General features: G+C 71.6%; 18 protein-coding genes. 8 read left to right on the forward strand and 10 right to left on the reverse strand.

Annotated elements, in window-relative coordinates:
• The first annotated feature begins 502 nt into the window (after positions 1 to 502).
• From TR48_RS10065 to TR48_RS10075, 3 genes are read left to right on the forward strand one after another with little or no spacing between them, the layout of a single operon-like run.
• Positions 503 to 691: a hypothetical protein gene (locus tag TR48_RS10065; protein WP_042365652.1), complete on the forward strand. Its 189-nt coding sequence runs from the start codon at positions 503 to 505 to the stop codon at positions 689 to 691.
• Entirely contained in the window at positions 688 to 1,407 is a 720-nt protein-coding gene (locus TR48_RS10070) for a cytochrome b N-terminal domain-containing protein (RefSeq protein WP_084729139.1), read from the forward strand. The genes TR48_RS10065 and TR48_RS10070 overlap by 4 nt, the downstream gene beginning before the upstream one ends.
• Before the next feature lie 9 nt (positions 1,408 to 1,416).
• A complete protein-coding gene (locus tag TR48_RS10075) occupies positions 1,417 to 2,559 on the forward strand; it encodes a hypothetical protein (protein ID WP_042365653.1) in 1,143 nt (380 codons plus the stop codon).
• A gap of 61 nt (positions 2,560 to 2,620) precedes the next feature.
• Here TR48_RS10075 and TR48_RS10080 read toward each other — a convergent pair whose 3' ends face one another.
• Complete coding sequence (locus TR48_RS10080) at positions 2,621 to 2,863, reverse strand: hypothetical protein (protein WP_152627887.1); 243 nt, start codon at positions 2,861 to 2,863, stop codon at positions 2,621 to 2,623.
• A gap of 197 nt (positions 2,864 to 3,060) precedes the next feature.
• Here TR48_RS10080 and TR48_RS10085 point away from each other — a divergent pair, with 197 nt between their 5' ends.
• Together TR48_RS10085 and TR48_RS10090 are read left to right on the forward strand one after the other, a co-directional pair.
• Complete coding sequence (locus TR48_RS10085; protein WP_042365655.1) at positions 3,061 to 4,413, forward strand: chloride channel protein; 1,353 nt, start codon at positions 3,061 to 3,063, stop codon at positions 4,411 to 4,413.
• A gap of 433 nt (positions 4,414 to 4,846) precedes the next feature.
• Positions 4,847 to 5,281: a DUF7144 family membrane protein gene (locus TR48_RS10090; protein ID WP_042365656.1), complete on the forward strand. Its 435-nt coding sequence runs from the start codon at positions 4,847 to 4,849 to the stop codon at positions 5,279 to 5,281.
• Positions 5,282 to 5,488: 207 nt separating this feature from the next.
• On the opposite strand, the gene TR48_RS10095 is transcribed toward TR48_RS10090, so the two are convergent.
• The 3 genes from TR48_RS10095 to TR48_RS10105 form a co-directional block, all read right to left on the reverse strand.
• The gene (locus TR48_RS10095; protein WP_084729160.1) at positions 5,489 to 5,902 is read right to left on the reverse strand and encodes a DUF1622 domain-containing protein; all 414 of its coding nucleotides are present in this window, start codon (positions 5,900 to 5,902) and stop codon (positions 5,489 to 5,491) included.
• 102 nt (positions 5,903 to 6,004) lie between these two features.
• Positions 6,005 to 6,769 carry an ABC transporter permease gene (locus TR48_RS10100; protein WP_042365657.1) on the reverse strand — a complete coding sequence of 255 codons (765 nt, stop codon included), beginning with the start codon at positions 6,767 to 6,769 and terminating at the stop codon, positions 6,005 to 6,007.
• Positions 6,770 to 6,774: 5 nt separating this feature from the next.
• Complete coding sequence (locus tag TR48_RS10105) at positions 6,775 to 7,632, reverse strand: ABC transporter ATP-binding protein (RefSeq protein WP_369405568.1); 858 nt, start codon at positions 7,630 to 7,632, stop codon at positions 6,775 to 6,777.
• Between the two features lie 304 nt (positions 7,633 to 7,936).
• On the opposite strand from TR48_RS10105, the gene TR48_RS10110 reads away from it, so the two are divergent.
• The 3 genes from TR48_RS10110 to fdhF are packed head-to-tail and all read left to right on the forward strand — an operon-like array spanning position 7,937 to position 12,356.
• Complete coding sequence (locus TR48_RS10110) at positions 7,937 to 9,613, forward strand: NAD(P)H-dependent oxidoreductase subunit E (RefSeq protein ID WP_042365659.1); 1,677 nt, start codon at positions 7,937 to 7,939, stop codon at positions 9,611 to 9,613.
• Positions 9,610 to 10,449: a 2Fe-2S iron-sulfur cluster-binding protein gene (locus TR48_RS45355; protein ID WP_236652087.1), complete on the forward strand. Its 840-nt coding sequence runs from the start codon at positions 9,610 to 9,612 to the stop codon at positions 10,447 to 10,449. The genes TR48_RS10110 and TR48_RS45355 overlap by 4 nt, the downstream gene beginning before the upstream one ends.
• The gene (gene fdhF / locus TR48_RS10115) at positions 10,446 to 12,356 is read left to right on the forward strand and encodes a formate dehydrogenase subunit alpha (RefSeq protein WP_236652088.1); all 1,911 of its coding nucleotides are present in this window, start codon (positions 10,446 to 10,448) and stop codon (positions 12,354 to 12,356) included. The genes TR48_RS45355 and fdhF overlap by 4 nt, the downstream gene beginning before the upstream one ends.
• A 283-nt stretch (positions 12,357 to 12,639) precedes the next feature.
• On the opposite strand, the gene TR48_RS10120 is transcribed toward fdhF, so the two are convergent.
• From TR48_RS10120 to TR48_RS10145, 6 genes are all read right to left on the reverse strand, one after another.
• Positions 12,640 to 13,602, reverse strand: coding sequence for a baeRF2 domain-containing protein (locus tag TR48_RS10120; RefSeq protein ID WP_042365660.1), 963 nt, complete (start codon positions 13,600 to 13,602; stop codon positions 12,640 to 12,642).
• Between the two features lie 184 nt (positions 13,603 to 13,786).
• A complete protein-coding gene (locus TR48_RS10125; protein ID WP_201777106.1) occupies positions 13,787 to 15,421 on the reverse strand; it encodes an FAD-dependent monooxygenase in 1,635 nt (544 codons plus the stop codon).
• Positions 15,418 to 15,774 carry a hypothetical protein gene (locus TR48_RS44930; protein ID WP_063770956.1) on the reverse strand — a complete coding sequence of 119 codons (357 nt, stop codon included), beginning with the start codon at positions 15,772 to 15,774 and terminating at the stop codon, positions 15,418 to 15,420. Before TR48_RS44930 ends, TR48_RS10125 begins: the two co-directional genes overlap by 4 nt.
• Before the next feature lie 291 nt (positions 15,775 to 16,065).
• Positions 16,066 to 16,902, reverse strand: coding sequence for a slipin family protein (locus TR48_RS10135; protein WP_042365743.1), 837 nt, complete (start codon positions 16,900 to 16,902; stop codon positions 16,066 to 16,068).
• A gap of 61 nt (positions 16,903 to 16,963) precedes the next feature.
• Complete coding sequence (locus TR48_RS10140; protein ID WP_042365661.1) at positions 16,964 to 17,416, reverse strand: CBS domain-containing protein; 453 nt, start codon at positions 17,414 to 17,416, stop codon at positions 16,964 to 16,966.
• 7 nt (positions 17,417 to 17,423) lie between these two features.
• Entirely contained in the window at positions 17,424 to 18,098 is a 675-nt protein-coding gene (locus TR48_RS10145; RefSeq protein WP_042365662.1) for a CBS domain-containing protein, read from the reverse strand.
• Positions 18,099 to 18,270 lie beyond the last annotated feature (172 nt).

The following is an 18,270-nucleotide window of genomic DNA, read 5'->3' on the forward strand; positions in this document are numbered from 1 at the left end:
GGCGGGTCCGTATCCTCCAGGCCGTACGGCCGGAGCCGGACCCGCCTGCGGCTGGACAGTCGCGGGCTTACGGCGGACGGACGAGGATCGGCTGCGGGCGCGGCCTTCGGTCTGTCCTCCGTCGGTGCGTGCGATGGGCGTGCGGCTGACTTCACCGCTCCGACAAGGCGCGCCAGGCGGGCCTGATCCCGGCAGGCACAGGCACTGCCTTCAATCGGCCGGAGGTCGTTCCCTCCTCGCCGCCCGGCTTTGCTCCGACCGGCGCACCGCTTGCCGAGGGCCGCACATACCGCTGAACAGAGCCACGACATCGGCATCGACGCTGTCGTGGCCCCGTTGTCGCGGAGGCGGTGGTCATACGATCGAGGGAAGCCCACGAGTGGCACACAGAACCCCGCACTCTCGGCACATAAGCTCGTCCTCGCTTTCCCACAGCCAGCCTTCACTGCCGAGGCCGAACGGCCGCAGGCAGCCGTTCCGGCTCAGCAGGAGGAGGTGAAGGATGATCAATCAGCTCTGGGGCGCGGTGTTCGACCTCGTGGGTGACGGCGGATTCCACGCCGCCACATTCAGTTGGTTCACCCTCAAGGTCGGCAATCTCGTCGAGATGATCCTGGTGGTGCTGATCTTCGTCGCGGGGATGTTCGTCAAGCTGCCCGGCGGAAAGACCGAACCGTCGGAGGACGCATGAGTATTCCGCCGCCGAGCCCGGGCCGGGATCCGGTCACCGCCACCACAGGCACCGAGCCGTTCTCGTGGGTGCGGCCCAGCCCGTGGCTGCGGGGCTACCTGGTGCGCAATTTCCCGCTACGGAAACTGCTTCCCGACCGGGAGCCGGCCTACGTCTCCTCGGTGCTGTACACCATGGGCGTGCTGACCCTGGCGGCGCTCATCGTCACCATTCTCAGCGGCACGGTCATCGCGCTCGGCGGTGTGTCGTTCTGGCACACGAACACCTTCGGCGCGTTCATGAACAGCATTCACTTCTGGGGCGTGCAGGCCATGTTCCTGTTCATGGCCGTCCACTTCATCACGACCTTCTTCACCATGAGCTGGCGCGGCGGACGCGGGTGGACGTGGATCACCGGTGTCCTCGCGTTCATCGTCAGCATTCTGACGGCGTTCACCGGCTTCCTGATGATGACGAACTGGGACAGCCAGTGGATCGGCCAGCAGGCCAAGGACGCGTTCAACGCGATCGGCATCGGCGCCGTCTGGAACGTCATGAACGCGGGCCAGCAGTTCACCTTGCATGTGGTCGTCACCGTCGCGGTGCTGCTGTTCATCGTCTCCGCCCACATCGGTCTCATCCGGCGCCGGGGCGTGGCGCCGCCGCCCGGCGCGGAGGCGCTGGAGGTCCCGGATGCGCCGGCCCAGCCCTCGGTCTCCGCGTCGAACCGGGGGTGAGGAGGGGAAATGGCAACGCCAACCCATGAGCCGACCAAGGCGCGCGCCAAGCGCCACCCGGTGGCCACCTGGCAAGGCCCCGAACGACGCTTCGACCTCATCACCGAGGGAACCGTCGCGGTCGCGGCGGTGGCCCTGCTGTGCATCCTCGCCGCCAGCCTGTGGGGGTCCCCCGACGGCGGGCTCACCTACCCGGGCGCACCCGCCTCCCCGCCGGGGCAGGCGTTCAGCGCCCGGTACTGGGACACGAACGACCCTTCCGACCTGGCCCAGACCGCCGTCCAGGAACTGCTCGGCGGGAGCAAGACAGCCGGTTACGGCCCCCCGTTCAACACCACCTCCGGGGCATCGCAGGAGTTCATCGGGATCCACCCCGCGGACATCGCGAAATCGATCTTCGGCCTCACCCTCCCGATCAACACCGCCGACGACTTCGTCCTGGCCCCGGTCTCCCGACTCGTCGCACCCTTCGACTCCGCCGTCGCGCTGGCGGTCCGTCAGTACAAGCAAGCCGGCGGCGACCTGTCCCCCGGCGCATCGGCCGACCAGCTCGCCTCGGCCCGGCAGGCGACCTGGCTGAACAACTACGCCAAGGCGCTCGGGGCGTCGGGGGCGAGGTTCACCCCCATCACGGCCACGGTGCCGCCGGGCGACTACGGGCCCGTCCCGGTGATCATCCAGGCGGAACAGCGCATCGCCTCCAACGGGAGCCTCGACGGGTACTTCCAGGGCAGCGATCAGCAGCTGACCACCGACACCACCATGGGGACCATGTTCTTCGGGGACGGCACTCTCTGGGGCACCGTCGCGACGGCGCAGGGCGTCGCCGGCGACCAGTGGGGCGTCATGAACGAACTGTGGGACTACCCGGGCCAGGTGTGGCTCTGGCTGTATGCCGGGATGTACCAGATCCCCGCCTTGAACCCCTCCGGCAACGCCAACCTCGACCTCGACGTCGGCCTGCTCATGATCCTTTTCGGCTTCCTGCTGCCCATGTTCGCGCCATGGATTCCGGGCGTCAACCGCATCCCCCGGTGGATCCCCCTCTACAAGATCATCTACCGCGACCACTACCGCAGCACGGGCGACAGGCGCCCGCCGGCACACGCGCCGAACAAGCCGGATGCCGAGCCGCCGAGCCATGCGACATAGTTCCGCCGTGACAAGCACCGTGGTCAGGGCGCGCGCGAGACCCGGTTCGCGGGCGAGCGGGTCAGTCGGTCTCAGCCACGGTTTCGCTCCAGGCGTCCACGGTGGTCACCCCATCCTCGTAGGCGGCCAGGCAGGGCTGGCACAGCTGCCCGGGCTCGATGCCGTCCTGAGTCATGTCGGCGATGGGGCGCATCTCTGCGATGGGCGAGAGCAGCCTGCGGCACAGGGCCGCCCCGTCGAGGTCGGGGACGACGTGCCAGCGCACAGCGGACCTGACTCCGTACTCAGCCTTCAACGCGACCATGGCAGCCACCTGCCTCACAACGACCTGTGCGCCGGCTCCCTTCGACACTCCACCCACGTCAGGCTGCGGCGCGTGGGCTGACCGGCCCTTGCCTCGTCGCCGATCGGGCCCGACGCTCAGGCCCGGTCGGCGACGGAAGCCGGACAGTACGCCGCGCCTGGAAGGGAATCCCAGAGTGATCGGCTAGCATACGGAGGGTGACCGAGACAGGTGCTGGCACTGGCACCGCAGGCCCGGATGCGGCAGCACTCCTCAGGTCCCGGAACTACGTCGCACTCCTGCTCCTGGGCGCCGTCATCGGTGTGCCCGTCGCGGCGGCGGCGTATTTCTACCTCAAGGCGGTAGGCGAGGCGCAGAAGTTCGTCTTCACGACCCTGCCCAAGGATCTCGGCTTTGCCGGCGAACCCGCTTGGTGGCCTCTGCTGCCGCTGGCATTGAGCGGCTTCGTGGTCGCCCTGAGCATCCGTCACCTACCGGGAACCTCTGGGCACAAGCCCGCTGAGGGGTTCAAGACGGGCAGCCGTGTCGAACCCGCTGACCTCTACGGGATCCTCCTCGCCTCGCTCGCCACGCTCTGCCTCGGTGCGGTCCTCGGCCCTGAGGCGCCGTTGATCGCCCTTGGTGGCGGACTCGGCACGCTCGCCGTACACCTACTCAAGCGCGACGCACCAGCCACGGCGACTGCGGTCATCGGTGCGGCCGGAAGCTTCGCGGCCGTCGCCACGCTTCTGGGCTCGCCCCTCACCGGAGCATTCCTGATCATGGAGGCCGCGGGCCTCAGCGGTCCGATGCTCGGCGTCATCCTGGTGCCGGGCCTGCTCGCCTCGGGAATCGGTGCGCTGATCTTCGTCGGCCTCGACAGATGGACCGGCTACGGCACCTTCAGCCTGGCGATCCCCCACATCCCCTCCTTCACCACGCCCGACGCGGCCGAGTTCCTCTGGGCCGTCGTCATCGGTCTCGTGGCGGCCTTCCTCGGCAGCGGCATCCGCCGGCTGGCCCTGCTGCTCCAGCCACGTGTCGAACGACGCATCCTCCTGCTGACACCGGCCGCCGGCCTGGCGGTGGCCGGGTGCGCCGTCGCCTTCGGCGAGGCGACCGGCCACAGCTCCTCCGAGGTCCTGTTCTCCGGCCAGAGCGCGTTGCCCGCCCTGGTGCAGAACGCCGCCGGTTGGACCGTGGGCGCACTGGTACTGGTGGTGCTGTTCAAGGGACTTGCCTACGGCATCTCGCTCAGCTGCTTCCGGGGCGGGCCGGTGTTCCCGAGCCTGTTCATCGGCGCGGCAGGCGGCATCGCCCTCTCCCACCTGCCGGGTCTTCCGATGATCGCGGGCGTCGGCATGGGGATCGGCGCCATGGCCGTGGCGATGCTGAGGCTCCCGTTGACCTCCGTGCTGCTGGCCAGTCTGCTTCTGGCGAGCGACGCACTCGCGCTCATGCCTCTGGTCATCGTGGCGGTCGTGGTCGCCTACGTGACCGTCGCGAGGCTGGCACCGGCTGCGACGGCGCAGCCGGACGCCGACCGCACCGCAAAGCCCACGACAGCTTGATGTGCGGTCCGCTGTCGTCGGCAGCGGACGTGGCAAGCGTTCGGTGGCTTCGAGCAGCAGGCAGCAGGGACGAACGCCGCGCCTCGGCGGCCGAGCGGCCTCGGCATGTGGGCCTGATGGCCCTGACCAGATCACGCGCGTCCTGCAAGGGTTGGTGGGAGACCTCGACCCCGAACGTGGGTACCGCTGCCGCGCGAGGGGCCCGACCGGTCGGCGATTCAGGTGATCATCGCCGGAGGACGCGCCATGCGGACGACGGAGAACCCCCCGAGCAATCCGCGAGCTGAGCACGCGGTGGACGAACCGGGGTCCATTGCCCCAAGAAAGGCCAACCCCTGGCGGGACACGCGCCGACACCATCCGGTGGAGCCCACGACCCCCACACCCAGACTGTCCACCGCGTCCGAAGAACCTTCTCCGAAGGAGGCCGACAATGGCCACCCATGTCAGTGAAACGCCGACGACTCGGGCTCAGACCTACCACAAGCCCTTCGCCGCCGGCTGGACTCTCTTCGCCGCCTGCCTCATGATCTTCGGCGGTGCCATGGCGATCCTCGAAGGGATCGGCGCGGTCATCAACAACACCCGCTACGTGGTCACCGGCAGCTACGTCTACAGCTTCAACGTCACCGGCTGGGGCTGGCTGCATCTGAGCCTGGGCATCCTGATCTTCCTCGCCGGCTGCGCGCTGTTCACCGGGGCTGTCTGGGCCCGGGTGGTCGGTGTCGTCGCCGCGGGCTTCGGCATGCTGGCCAACTTCCTGTGGCTGCCCTACTACCCCTTCTGGGCCATCGTCCTGATCGCCGTCAACATCTTCGTGATCTGGGCCCTGACAGCCGGCACCCACAGAGAAGCGGTGAGAGCGTAAAAGAAGCGGTGAGAGCGTAAAAGCCGCGCTGACGCGAGGCACCAGCGTGCGTCGGCTTCGACCCCGGCCCGGGGACCGCCACTGACTGGCGGTTCCCGGGCCGGGTCAGCGCGGTCATCCGTTCGGTGGCGCGCACTGTGGCCTTCCGCCTCGAGGGCTCACCCGAACGGCTCCATCGGACCGCGCCTGGCCACAACCCCTCACCGATCAGGCCGAGGGCGGCTCCGGACGTGTCCCGGCACGGCGCACGGCCTGCCGGGTTGCGGTCGTGCCGCTGGTGAGAGCACGTCGCCACGGGGCGACGCCCTCGATCTCGATCTCCAGGGAGAAACTGAGGAACGTCCGGATCAGTACGATCACACCGAGCACGGCGACGTTGTCCAGGCTGGGCGCGACGGCCACCGTACGGATCAGGTCCGCCGCGACGAGGACCTCCAGGGCCAGCAGCAGGGTGCCCCCGAAGCACTCTCGCAACACCTGGTAGCCCTCACCCGCTCGCCCCGTCCGCCTCCAGGACCTCCAGGCGAGGACGACGGCAAGCACAAAGCCGAACACCAGGATCGCCGCGCCCAGGCCCTCGAAGCCCTGGGCGACGCGGTCCATCACCTGAGTGAACGACACCTCCCGCCTCCGAGCCTCGCGTCGCACAGCCTGGGCCCATCCTCACCGCCGGTCCCGCGCCCGGCGACTTCACCCGAAGAGCGCGCGGCAACGCGGTTCCGTTCATTCCCCGTGGAACAGCCAGAGCGCGGGGACGCCGGCGACCACCGCGTAGGCGGCCAGGGCTGCGAGGTCGGCGCCGCTCCAGCCGAAGCCGAGCCACGGGTTCTGGACGGCGGTGACGAGGTGGGCGAGAGGCAGCGCACCGCCGACATCGCGCAGGCCTGTGGGCAGCACCGCGCGCGGAGGTGCGGTACCGGAGACGAGCCACAGGCTGAAGAACAACAACAGCCCGATGCCCTGGGCCGACCGGCTGGTGCGTATCACGGTCGCGAGCAGCAGTCCGATCGCTCCGAACGCGACAGCTCCGACGAGGAGAGCGACGGCGACGCCGAGCGCGTCCTTGGGGAGCGTGGTGTGATACGCGAGCCGCGCGACGACCGCCATCACGAGCGTGCCGGCCAGGCTTGTGGCGAGCGCGAGGGTCAGCTGCCCGGCGATGAGGGCCCGGGGTGGGACCGAGGAGGCCTTGAACCGTCGCAGGATGCCGCGCTCGCGGTAGCCGGCCAGGGTGATGGGGAGGGTCATCAGCCCGATGGCGGCGACGATCACGGCCGCCGACGCCGCCGCGTAGTAGTCGGCAGGGGTGACACCGCGCCACACGAGCAGGCCGTTCTGGATCTTGTGAGCGTCGGCCTGGTTGTTCCCGAACACCGCCGCGAGCAGCATCATCATCATGAGCGGGAAGGCGAGGACGAAGACGACCGAGAAGGGTTCACGCCGGAAGAGTCGGAACTCGGTGCGGGTCATGGCGAGGTAGCCGCTCATCGTTGTCACCGCCGGATGGCTCGGCCGGTCAGAGCGAGGAACGCGTCCTCGACGGTCGGGCGGTCCACGCGCAGGTCCCGCGGGACGATCCCGTGCGCGACGAGTTCGGACGCGACCAGCGCCAGCACCGGTCCGGCTCCACGGATCTCGACCGCGTCCCGGCGCCGTGTCATGGACTCCACTTCCTCCAGCTTCTCCAGCCAGGCCAGATCCGGTTCAGCGGTGCTGAACCGGACGACCGAGGGCAGCTCCAGCCCGTCGATCAGCCCCTGCGGGGAGTCGAGCGCGACCAGTCGCCCGCCGTCGACGACGGCGACCCGGTCACAGAGGTGTTCCGCCTCGTCCATGAAGTGCGTGACCAGGACGACCGTGGTACCGCCGTGCCGGATCTCCCGGATCAGGTCCCAGGTCTCCCGCCGCGCCTGGGGGTCGAGGCCCTGCGTCAACTCGTCGAGGAACACCAACTCGGGCGAGTTCACGAACGCGAGCGCGATGAACAACCGCTGGCGCTGACCGCCGGAGAGGGAGTCAAACGCCTTGCTGCGCTGCTCCTCCAGGTGCCAGCGCGCCAGCAGTTCGTCGCGGTCGACGGGACGACGGGCGAAGGCGGCGAACAGCTCGACGGCCTCCGCGACCCTCAAACGGCCGGGCAGGGCGGAGTCCTGCAGCTGTGAGCCGATCCGCTGCCGCAGTTGGGCGGCCTGCGTCGTCGGGTCGAGCCCCAGGACCCGGATCGTCCCGCCGTCCGGGCGGCGAAGGCCCTGAACGCATTCGACGGTGGTCGTCTTGCCGGCGCCGTTCGGACCGAGAATCCCGAAGATCTCTCCCGGTTCGACATCGAACGACACGTCGTCGACAGCCACGAGCCGACGGTAGGTCTTCCGAAGATGGTCAACCGTGATCACGCTCATACGGTCAGACTCGACCCGCCTCCACAGCACGGCTAGGGCCGGTGGTCCCTGGTGAAGGGGCCACCCGCCGGGACGGACGGAGCCTCACGGGCCCCTGTCGACACGGCGAGTCGCGGTGGCTCGCGCCGCGGCCGAAGGCGACGGGCTCACCTGCCTGGCTCCGTCGGCTGCGCCTCCCAGCGCGCCGTCCGGCCGCTGGCGGCCGGGCGACCAGTTTGCGGATGCGAAGCCCGGGAGGCGTTCGGAGGATGGAGGTATGGGTGTGCCGCCGCGTTACGACGCTTTTCGGGCCCTCGCCCGCCGTCGCGGGCGGACCGGGCGTGAGCTGCTGGAATCCCTCGCCCGAGCTCGTTCCGCCACCGCCGACGGCCCGCAGGAATGGGCTCCCGGGGTGGCGGCCGATGCGGGCCTTCCCGCGGCGGCAGGGCTGGGGCCGGCGAGCTACTACGCCGATCTGGCCTCCCCTCATGGCCGTCGCCACGTTCGGGTGTGCACCGCCACGGCCTGCTTCGCCGCCCGGGGTGGTTGTCACGTGGACGAGGTGGAGCGCGAGCTCGGCGTGGCGGTCGACCGGGTGGCAGCCGACGGCTCGGTGTCCCTTCAGGCTGTGCGGTGCCTGGGGTACTGCTACGCGAGTCCGGCAGCACTGGACGGCGACATGCCGTGCACGGGAAGTGCCGTGGCCGCGCAGCTTGCCGGACGGGAGTCCAGGCGTGACCCGCCGATCCCGGTCTCCGACGCCACGGGTGACCCCGTCCTGCTCGCAGGGATCACGAGGGGTGGGACGGGGTGGCAGGCATGGCCGCGCGTGGTCGCCGACATGACCCCGGACGCATTTCAGGCGCAGGTGGCGGTCTCCGGGTTGCGCGGGCGCGGGGGCGCCGGGTTTCCGGTGGCGGCGAAGTGGTCGGCGGCGGGACGTCGCCGCGGCACGGTGGTCGTCGCCAACGGCGACGAGGGCGATCCGGGATCCTTCGCCGACCGCCTGCTGATGGAGCGGGATCCCGACCGGGTCCTGGAGGGGCTCGCGCTGGCCTGCTTCGCGTGCGGGGCTGATGAGGGCCTGGTGCTGGTGCGTTCGGAGTACCCGAGGGCGCTGGAGCGGATGCGCGAGGCGGTGGCGCGCGCTTACGCGGAGGGGCATCTGGGGGAGGCTGTGCACGGCGGTCCCGTCGGCCTCGACGTGCGGGTCGTCGCGGGCGCGGGCTCGTACGTCGCCGGAGAGGAGACCGCCCTGATCGCCGGTCTCGAAGGCGGCCGGGGCTGCGCCAGGGCGCGCCCTCCCTTCCCGACCGATCACGGCCTGTGGCAGGCGCCGACGGTGGTCAACAATGTGGAGACGCTGGCGGCCCTTCCGTGGATCGCGTTGCACGGCGGCGCCGCGTACGCCCGCCGTGGGGTCCCCGAGCAGTCCGGTACCAAGCTGGTGAGCCTGTCCGAGCGCTTCGCCCGTCCGGGTGTGTACGAGGTGGAGTTCGGGGTGCCACTGCGCTGGGTCGTCACCGAGCTGGGCGGCGGCTTGCGCGAGGGCTCCGCGCTGGCCGTTCTCCAGGTCGGCGGCCCGCTCGGCGGCTTCCTCGCGCCCGATGCTCTGGACGTGCCGTTGACCGACGACGGGTTGGCGGAGCACGGGGCCGCGCTCGGCCATGCCGGTCTGGTGGCCCTGGACGAGCGGCTGGAGCCTTCGGAGGTGCTGCGGCACGTGTGGCAGTTCGCCGAGGCCGAGAGCTGCGGGGCCTGCTCCCCGTGCCGGATCGGCTCCCGGCGCGGGCTCGCCCTGGTGTCCGCCGGGGACACTCCGGACGCGCAGTACAGCCGCCTGCTGGACCTGATGGCCGAGACCAGCCTGTGCGCCTTCGGACGCCGGGTACCGGCCTCGGTACGCAGCCTCGCCCGCGCCTACGGCAACCGCCTCGCGGGGTGGGACCGATGACGGAGCTGCGGGTGGACGGGCAGCCTGTCGCCGTCCGTGACGACGCGACCTTGCTCGACGCGGTGCGCGCCGTGGGCGTCGACCTGCCGACGCTGTGCCACGACGACCGGCTCACTCCGGCGGGCTCCTGCCGGACCTGCCTCGTGCGCGTGAACGGCGGCGTCACCGCCGCCTGCGTGACACCTGCCACCGAGGACGACGCCGTGGAGACGGCCGACACGGAACTGCTGCGCCTGCGCCACGACGCCGTGGAACTGATCGCCTCGGCGCTGCCGCAGCGCGCCCTGGACGGCGTCGAAAGCGAACTGTCCTCGCTGTGCGCACGGTTGGACATCCCACCGGCGACCGCGCAAGGAGCCTCCGAACGCGGCCGCGACGACTCCCACCCCTACGTCCACCTCGACCGCGACCTGTGCATCGCCTGCGGGCGCTGCGTGCGGATGTGCGCCGAGGTACAGGGGGCCTTCGCGCTCACCCTGGTGGGCCGGGGTGCGGACACGGTGGTCGCTCCCGGTACCGGGGGCCGCTGGGTCGACTCCGACTGCGTCGGCTGTGGCGGTTGCGTGGACACCTGCCCCACCGGGGCGCTCTCCCAGCCCGGGCTGGCCCCTGGCGCCGCCGCGCACCGCTCGGCCGTCCGGCGTTCCGCCGATGTCACCCGCACCACGTGCGGATACTGCGGCGTGGGCTGCTCACTGGAGGTCGTCACCCGGGACGGCGAGGTCACCGCCGTGCTGCCGGACCGCGACGGCCCGGTGAACCGCGGTCACGCCTGCGTGAAGGGCAGGTTCGCGCACGGCTTCGTGCACTCCCCCACCGCGGTCACGCCTGCGTGAAGGGCAGGTTCGCGCACGGCTTCGTGCACTCCCCCGAGCGCCTCACCCAGCCCATGGTGCGGCGCGAGGGCCGCCTGGAGCCCGCCACCTGGGACGAGGCGCTCGACCGCATCGCCGGCGGCCTGCACGCCGCCGTCGCCGCGGGCGGCCCCGACGCGGTCGCCGCGATCTCCTCCGCGCGTGCCACCAACGAGGAGAACTACCTGCTCCAGAAGTTCCTGCGCACCGTCATCGGCACCAACAACATCGACAACTGTTCCCGGCTGTGCCACTCCCCCTCCGCGGCCGGACTGACCGCCTCCTTCGGCCTGGCGGGGGGCACGGACTCCTTCGACGACATCGAGCACGCCGACTGCCTGCTCGTCGTCGGGGCCAACCCCGTCGAGGCCCACCCTGTGGTCGGCGCACGCCTCCTCGAAGTCGCCCTGCGCGGTGCCGCGTTGATCGTCGCCGATCCGCGCGCAGTGGGGCTCGCCCGCCACGCCGACGTGCACCTGCGGCTCAGGCCCGGCAGCAACGTGGCCCTGTGCCACGGCATCGCCCACGTGCTGCTGGCCGAGCGGCTGGCCGACGAGGACTTCCTGCGCGGTCGGGCCACCGGAATGGACGAACTCACCACGCTGCTGGCCGAGTACCCACCCGAGCGCGCCGCCGCGCTGACCGGAGTACCCGCCGACGACATCGTCACGGCCGCGAGGCTGTTCGGCCGCGCCCGGCGGCCCGGCATCCTGTACGGCCTGGGCGTCACCGAGCACCTCCACGGCACGGACGGGGTGCGCGCGCTCGCCAACCTGGCGATCCTGCGCGGCGCCGTGGGCACCGACCGCGGCTGCGGCGTCATCCCGCTGCGCGGGCAGAACAATGTCCAGGGCGCCTCCGACATGGGCGCGCTCCCCGACGCGCTGCCCGGCTACGGGAAGGTCGCCGACCCGGCGGCGCGCGCCCGCGCCCTCGAGGTGTGGGGCGCCCCCGTCCCGGCACGGCCCGGGCTGCGGATCCCGGAGATGTTCGCGGCCGCGCGAGGCGGCGAGCTGCGGGCGCTGTGGATCGTCGGGGAGGACGTGTGCGCCACCGACCCGGACACGACGCGCGTAGCCGAGGCCCTGGACGCCTGTCCCCTGGTGATCTGTCAGGAACTGTTCCTCACCTCGACCGCACGCCACGCCGACATCGTCTTGCCCGCGGCCTCCTGGCTCGAGAAGGACGGCAGCTTCGTCAACTTCGACCGCCGCTTCCAACGCGTCCGCCCGGCCCTGGAACCGCCCGGGGAGGCCCGCAGCGACTTCGACATCGTGACCGCCGTCGCCGCCGCCTACGGCGCCGACCTGCGCTGCCCGACGCCCGCCGCCGCCCTCGCGGAGTGCGCCGCGCTCGCCCCCCACTTCGCCGGCCTCTCCCACGAACGGCTCGACCGGGAAGGAGCCGTCCCCTGGCCCTGTCCGGCCCCCGACCGCCCCGGCGAGGCCAAGCTCCATGCCGACCGCTTCGCCACACCCGACGGACTCGCCCACCTGGCCGCCGTCCCCTACCTGCCACCGGGAGAGGAGCCGGATGAGCGCTATCCGCTGATCCTCGTCACCGGACGCCGCCTGGTGCACTACAACTCCGGCAGCATGACCCGGCGCACCGACAACCTCCTGCTCGCGCCGCAGGACCCCCTCGACGTCCACCCCGACGACGCCGCCCGGCACGGCCTGCGCGACGGCGTCCCGGTGACCGTCACCAGCCGCCACGGACACGCATCGCTGACCACCCACGTCACCACCGAAGTGGCCCCCGGACAGCTCTTCTGCGACTTCCACTTCCCCGACGACCAGGTGAACAGCGTGACCTCCGCCCATGCCGACGTGACCACCTCCTGTCCGGAGTACAAGGTCACCGCGGTACGCCTGCACGGCCCGAGGTGATCCAGGCGGACAGGATCGCAGCGCCACCCGGGCTCCGGCCAATGGTCCGGCCAACAGTCGGCAGCCGGACCACGATCTGGGCGAGCGGCGCCGGCGTTCAACCGCCGCCGTCGTGGTGACCCGCGAGCTGGCGCTCGTGCCAAGGCTCGACGATTCGCGTCTTGGCGTTGAAGGCGACCCGCGCGGCCTTACGCCGGACGCATGACGCGCCACCCAGGCTCCTGTCCGCACCGACTGGACAGGCGCGCGCGGTGCTCGGGCGTCCGGCACGCGGCCGATACGGTCAAGCGGCCCGATGCGGTGACCGGTCGTGCAGAAGTGCGCCGATCCCGTCCGTCAACGGGAGTTCTCCTCGTGGCATGGCGACGAGTTCGCCGCCCTCGCCGACCAGGGCCCGGAGTACGGCGGCGTCGGCGGGCGCGGGCCAGCAGGCCGAGGCGTCCAGCGGTCGGAGTTCCTCTCTCGTCATGCCCACACGGCTGGTGGCGGCACCCACCCACAGCTGTTCCCGGTCCAGTTCGCTCGGGGTGTCGACGAGCAGTACCGCGACCTCGCCCGCGCGGAGCGCCTGTGTGGTCGCGGCGAGGCCCTCCACGGCCTCCCCGTGCCGGGCGCGTTCTTCCAGGAACCGGTCCAGATGGTGACGGTCACGGCTGCTCAGACGGCCGTCGAGCAGGTCGCCGAGTTCGGTGGCGAAGAGCAGTCGGCCGGGCTCGGCGGGCTCCGCCGCGACGTCGATGCGCATGACGCTTTCGCGGAGCCGCGGGGGCAGCATCTCGTCAAGCACAGAGCAGGCCCAGCGGTCGCCGGACATGATGACGACCTCGCTGCCGGCGCGATCGGCCTCGACCGTCAGTTCGAGAGCCAGGGCTTGGGCTTCCTGGCGCCACTCTCCTGCGGCCGCATGTCGCAGGGCCGGCTCCGGCGGCGCGGCGCGCGCCAGCGGCCAGCGGCCGGTCTGAGTCTCGGCCACCAGCCGTGACGTGCCGTCCGGTTCGTGGATCCGCCTCACCTGGACGGCCGTGTAGGGGAGATCCGGGGCGCGCTGGAGGGCCAGCGGCATGGCGTCCGGCACGAACGTGACCTTCGCCCGATCACGTGCGGGACGTTCGGGCAGCGGCTCGGCCAGCGCCAGCCTGCCGTGCGCGGCGAACAACGCCATGCCACGGCCGGTCAGGGCCGGGTCGTCGGAGGGCATGCCGTGCCCGAGCGCTCCGAGGGTGGCGACGTCGGCACCCGCAGCCACGAGTTCGTCGCGCAGGTGCGTCCACCCGGCTCCCCGGGCCGGACGCCCGTCACCGTCACCGTCACCGGGAGCCTCCAGGTAGACGCACGCGAAGGGCCCGGGCGGGCATAGAGCGGACGGAGGAAGGAGAGATCCACGGCGCGCCTCCTCGGTGCCGACGCAGGCAGGACACCCTGATCCCACGCTACGCGTCGGACGCCGCGCCGGAAGGGCCGTTCGGTCCGGGCTCACTGTCCCACACGGCCTGTGCCCGCCCCTGCTCCGGCAGAGTGGCGGTACGTCTCAGCCAGTCGCGCAGCGCGGTCATGTCTGCCTCGGCACAGCGGAGCCCGATGTATCCGTCCGGTCGGACGAGGGTGAGCCCCTCGCCGGGCAGCCCTTCAAGACGGTGGACGGTGACATGCGGCCCCAGCGGGGGCAGGACCGGGGGCGCCGCCTGCGGACGCAGCAGCATGTGGACGCCCGGCGTGGCGAGCTGGGTGTGGAGTCGGCTCACCCGGCCGAAGACAGCGACGGGAAGATCCGGGAGCCGGTCGCCCGCACGCCAGCCGGCCGGTCGGGGCGAGGCCTCGACGGACAGCGCGCTGCCGCGATAGTGCACCCGCAGCTGCGAGATGGTGCGGATCCCCTGCGCGACCAGGCGCCGCCGGTGCAGCAGCAGCGGAGCGGCGGGCGCTGCCAATGGCGCGACGGTGCCGCGCAGCCAGGAGGGCAGCGGGGCGGTGGAGGCCTCGCCCCAGAAGGCCGCGTGGGTCAGCAGCAGTCGGCCGAGGGCGACGGGGCGGCGCTCCGCGCTGTAGCTGTCGAGCAGGGGCCGCAGGCCCGCCGGCGGTGTCCCGGAGGTGGCTGCGAAGGCGAGTTTCCAGCCCAGGTTGGCCGCGTCCTGGATGCCGGCGTTCATGCCCTGGCCGGTGGCGGGTGAGTACGCGTGTGCGGCGTCTCCGGCCAGGAACAGCCGTCCGGACCGGAACATCGGAGCCAGTCGGTGCTGCAGGGGCACCCGCTCCGACCACGCGACCTCGCCGATCGGATCGTCGAATCCGGCGTCCCGGAGGAGCCGCTCGAGTTCGGCTCGCTCCACGGGTGGGCCGGGCTGCCCGAATGCGGGGGCCGGCACGTCCGGTGCCGGTCGGGTGGCGAGCATTCGCCAGGTGGCCGACTCGCCGAGGGGGAAGAGGAACACGAGGCCCTGCCGTCCGGCCACCACATGCGTGCCGGTGGCGCGGTCGTCGTCGAACTCCAGGTCCGCCAGGACGACCTCCTCCGGGTAGGGACCGCCGCGCCAGCCGATCCCGGTGAAGGCGCGTACGGTGCTCGCGGGTCCGTCGCACCCCGCGACGAAACGGCAGCCGAGTTGTTCGAGGCCGAGTGGGGTGCGCAGTTCGGCGACGGCCCGGTCTGCGCCGTCGGTGACGCCGAGCAGCTCGGTGCCGCGCTCGATTCGGATCCCGCGTTCCTCAAGGGCCGTGCCGAACACCGCCTCGACGTCCGCCTGGCGCACCAGCGTCAGATGGGGGAAGGAGGTGTCGGGCAGGGCCAGCTCGGCGAGGCGCTCCTCGACGACGTGGTTCCCGAGGTGCAAGGCGGCGGCCGGGGCGGTGTCCGCCCGGGCGAGCAGGGCGTCGGTGACGCCGAGCGGGCGCAGCACCTCGAGGGTCCGCGCGTGCGTGATCAGCGCCCGGGAGGGGCGGAAGGCCTGCGGCCGTCGCTCGACCACCCGCACGCCGGCTCCGTGGTGGTGCGCCGACAGCGCCAGCGCGAGGCCGGTCGGCCCGGCGCCGACCACCAGCACGTCCGGCGTCCCGGTGGTGCGGCTCACGGCGGGCCCACGGGCAGCCACCACGCGTCCTCGCCACCGGGGCGTGTCCGGCCCCGGTGTGGGGAGCTGCGGATGAGTTCGTCCCGGTGGACTCCGGGCTGGAGGGCGTAGCGGATCGAGCCGCGCGCGCTCACCAGCGCGAGGACCCGCCACAGGCACCGCGCATAGTGCTCGGCGCGCTCCGCGCCGTCCCACTCGTAGACGCCCCGGTAGCGTCCGTGCTCGTCGGCGGCCAGCCAGAGCTTGGACCGGAATCCCGGAAAGCCGACGAACAGCGGGGTGTTGAGGATGCTCTCCCAGCGGAACAGGGTGTGGCCGCGCCCGTGGACCCCGCGGAGCCGGAAAGCGACCACGAGCGCGCACGCGTCCGCGGCCGTCTGCCGCCGAGGCGGGTCTCGCGGTACACGAGTGCGGAGGAGCCGTCGGCGAACCGTATCCGGCTGCCGATCCGTCCGTGGGTGAGCCTGACCCGTCCGCCGGTGAGCAGAGCCGCGCTCACGGCGACGCACCGCGCTACCGCGGGCCACGCTTCCGTGCGTGGCGCCGGCCGCTGGGGCGGCTTGCCGCCGTGCCGGACTTCGGATCCGCGGGACGTCCGCGTCACCCGGGTGGCGAGGTCTCGCACGTGAGCGGTTGCCATGATGTCACTCCGGTTTCCCGCCGTTCACGGCCGCGATCACCGCCGTGGCGGCCTCCGTGCGAGGTGCCGCGACCCGGTTCTCGTCGGGCGGGACTCCTGGAGCGACCTTGTCGGCCGACCGGGCCGCCGTCTCCGTCTCGACGAAGCGGCCGAGGGCCCGCACGCTTTCGAGGAACTGCGCCGGGAAGACGATGGTGGAGTTCTTCTCCGCCGCGATCTCGCCGAGGATCTGGAGGTTGCGCAGTTGCAGGGCGATCGGGTGCTCGGCGATGACGTCTGCGGCCTCCGCCAGACGCCCGGCGCTCAGCGCCTCGCCCTCGGCGGCGATGATCTTGGCGCGCTTCTCCCGCTCGGCCTCGGCCTGGCGGGCCATCGCGCGCTGCATGGTCTGCGGCAGTTCGATGTCCTTGAGCTCGACCAGCAGGACGTAGACGCCCCACTGCTGAGTGAGCCCGTCGAGCAGCTCCTTGATCTGCTCGTTGAGGGTCTCGGTGTCGGTCAGCACCCGGTCCAGCAGCGACCGGCCCACGACGTTGCGGACGGTCGTCTGGGCGATCTGGCCCACGGCCGTGGCCACGTCCTCGATCTCGACAATGGACTTCACCGGGTCGACCCGGCGGAAGTAGGTCACCGCGGCCACGCCGATGGAGACATTGTCCCGGGTGATGACCTGCTGCGAAGGAATCGGCATAGTCACCGTCCGCAGCGTGACCTTGGTCATCCGGTCCGCCAGCGGGATCATGAGCCGGATCCCGGGCTTGCGGACGTTGCGCAGCCGTCCGAAGCGGAACACGACCCCGCGTTGGTACTGCCGCACGATCGCGACTCCCAGGCTCGACATCACCACCACGTTCCCTTCATGTCCTTGTCGCCGACAGATGTTGCGTTCCTGTCGCGCCGGCTCACACGGCCTCGCCGAGGGGCCCTTCGTCGAGCGGCTCGTCGGTGAGCGTGCTCCAGGAGACGGGGCCGAGCAGGTCCGCGAAACGCTGGAACACGTCGAGGAACAGGTCGTCGACGGCCAGGAGCCCGACCACGCGCCCCTGGACGACGGCCGGGAGCCGTCGGCGCCCGGTGCGCCGGAAGGCGCCGTAGGCGTCGGCGAGGTCCGTGTCCGCGTCCACAGTGACGACGGGCTCGGACATGACCGTGGTCACCGGCGCCTCCAGATCCCGCCCGGGCGCGACCGCCCGCACCGTGATGTCGCGGTCCGTGACGACGCCGAGGGGCACTCCGCCGACAGTCACCAGGACGCAACCCACGTCATGCGCGCGCATGGACTCGGCGGCCCGTCGGATCGAGTCGCCGGGGCCGACGGTGACCGCCGGTGAGTTCATCACGTCGCGGACGAGCATGACCGGTTCACCCCACTGTGTGGGTGGCGCGGAGGTCGTCCTCGACGAAGCCCAGCTGCGAATCCAGGCCGACCACGCCGTCCGTGCCGCGGCACAGACGCTCGACAACGGGCACCAGGCTGTGGCGCGGCACCCGGCCGACGAGGGTCACCACGCCGTCGACGACGTGGACCTGGACGGCGCCGGGGTCCAGCACCAGCGTCTCGCGCAGCACGTCGTACTCGATCTCCTCGCGGATGGCGCGGTCGGTTCGGACGAAGACGCGCAGCAGGTCGCGGCGGCTGACCATGCCGATCACGTGGTCCAGGTCGTCCACCACGGGCAGCCGCTTGACGCCGTGCTGCTTCATGGCGCGGGCAGCCTCCACCACGCTCCAGCCGGAGTGCGCGGTGAACACGGGCGAGGTCATCACGTCCCTGGCGGTCGCCGCCGCCACACCGGGCTCGAACTCGGACGCGGAGCGCGGCGCCGGCCCGCGGCCCTCGGGCTCGGCCTGGGCAGCCTGCTTCCGCAGCAGGTCCGCCTCGGAGACCAGGCCGATCAGTCGTCCGGAGCCGTCGAGCACCGGCACGGCGCTGATCTCCTCTCCGGTGAGGATCTCGGCGATCTCCTTGAACGGCGTGTCCGCCTGGACGCTGGTCACTTCGCGCGTCATCAGGTCGTCGACGATGCGGTGTCTCATCTCGATCTTCCTTCCCGAACGGAAGCCTCCTGGCTCCGGGACGAGTCGCCCTCGGAACAGGAAGCTGTCACCCGATTCCAGCGTCGGCCGCGCGGCGCATGCGACGCAGCGGCCGGGCGGGCCACAGCGATGGGCCGATGGTCCCGCTCGACGAGCTCGCGGACCCCGGCGG

The organism is Streptacidiphilus neutrinimicus (assembly GCF_000787815.1).
GTDB lineage: Bacteria > Actinomycetota > Actinomycetes > Streptomycetales > Streptomycetaceae > Streptacidiphilus > Streptacidiphilus neutrinimicus.

Coding starts and splice junctions, on each gene's coding strand:
- TR48_RS10065 (WP_042365652.1), top strand. CDS start 503: ATGATCAATCAGCTCTGGGGCGCGGTGTTCGACCTCGTGGGTGACGGC.
- TR48_RS10070 (WP_084729139.1), top strand. CDS start 688: ATGAGTATTCCGCCGCCGAGCCCGGGCCGGGATCCGGTCACCGCCACC.
- TR48_RS10075 (WP_042365653.1), top strand. CDS start 1,417: ATGGCAACGCCAACCCATGAGCCGACCAAGGCGCGCGCCAAGCGCCAC.
- TR48_RS10080 (WP_152627887.1), bottom strand. CDS start 2,863: ATGGTCGCGTTGAAGGCTGAGTACGGAGTCAGGTCCGCTGTGCGCTGG.
- TR48_RS10090 (WP_042365656.1), top strand. CDS start 4,847: ATGGCCACCCATGTCAGTGAAACGCCGACGACTCGGGCTCAGACCTAC.
- TR48_RS10100 (WP_042365657.1), bottom strand. CDS start 6,769: ATGAGCGGCTACCTCGCCATGACCCGCACCGAGTTCCGACTCTTCCGG.
- TR48_RS10110 (WP_042365659.1), top strand. CDS start 7,937: ATGGGTGTGCCGCCGCGTTACGACGCTTTTCGGGCCCTCGCCCGCCGT.
- TR48_RS45355 (WP_236652087.1), top strand. CDS start 9,610: ATGACGGAGCTGCGGGTGGACGGGCAGCCTGTCGCCGTCCGTGACGAC.
- TR48_RS10135 (WP_042365743.1), bottom strand. CDS start 16,902: ATGTCGAGCCTGGGAGTCGCGATCGTGCGGCAGTACCAACGCGGGGTC.
- TR48_RS10140 (WP_042365661.1), bottom strand. CDS start 17,416: ATGCTCGTCCGCGACGTGATGAACTCACCGGCGGTCACCGTCGGCCCC.
- TR48_RS10145 (WP_042365662.1), bottom strand. CDS start 18,098: ATGAGACACCGCATCGTCGACGACCTGATGACGCGCGAAGTGACCAGC.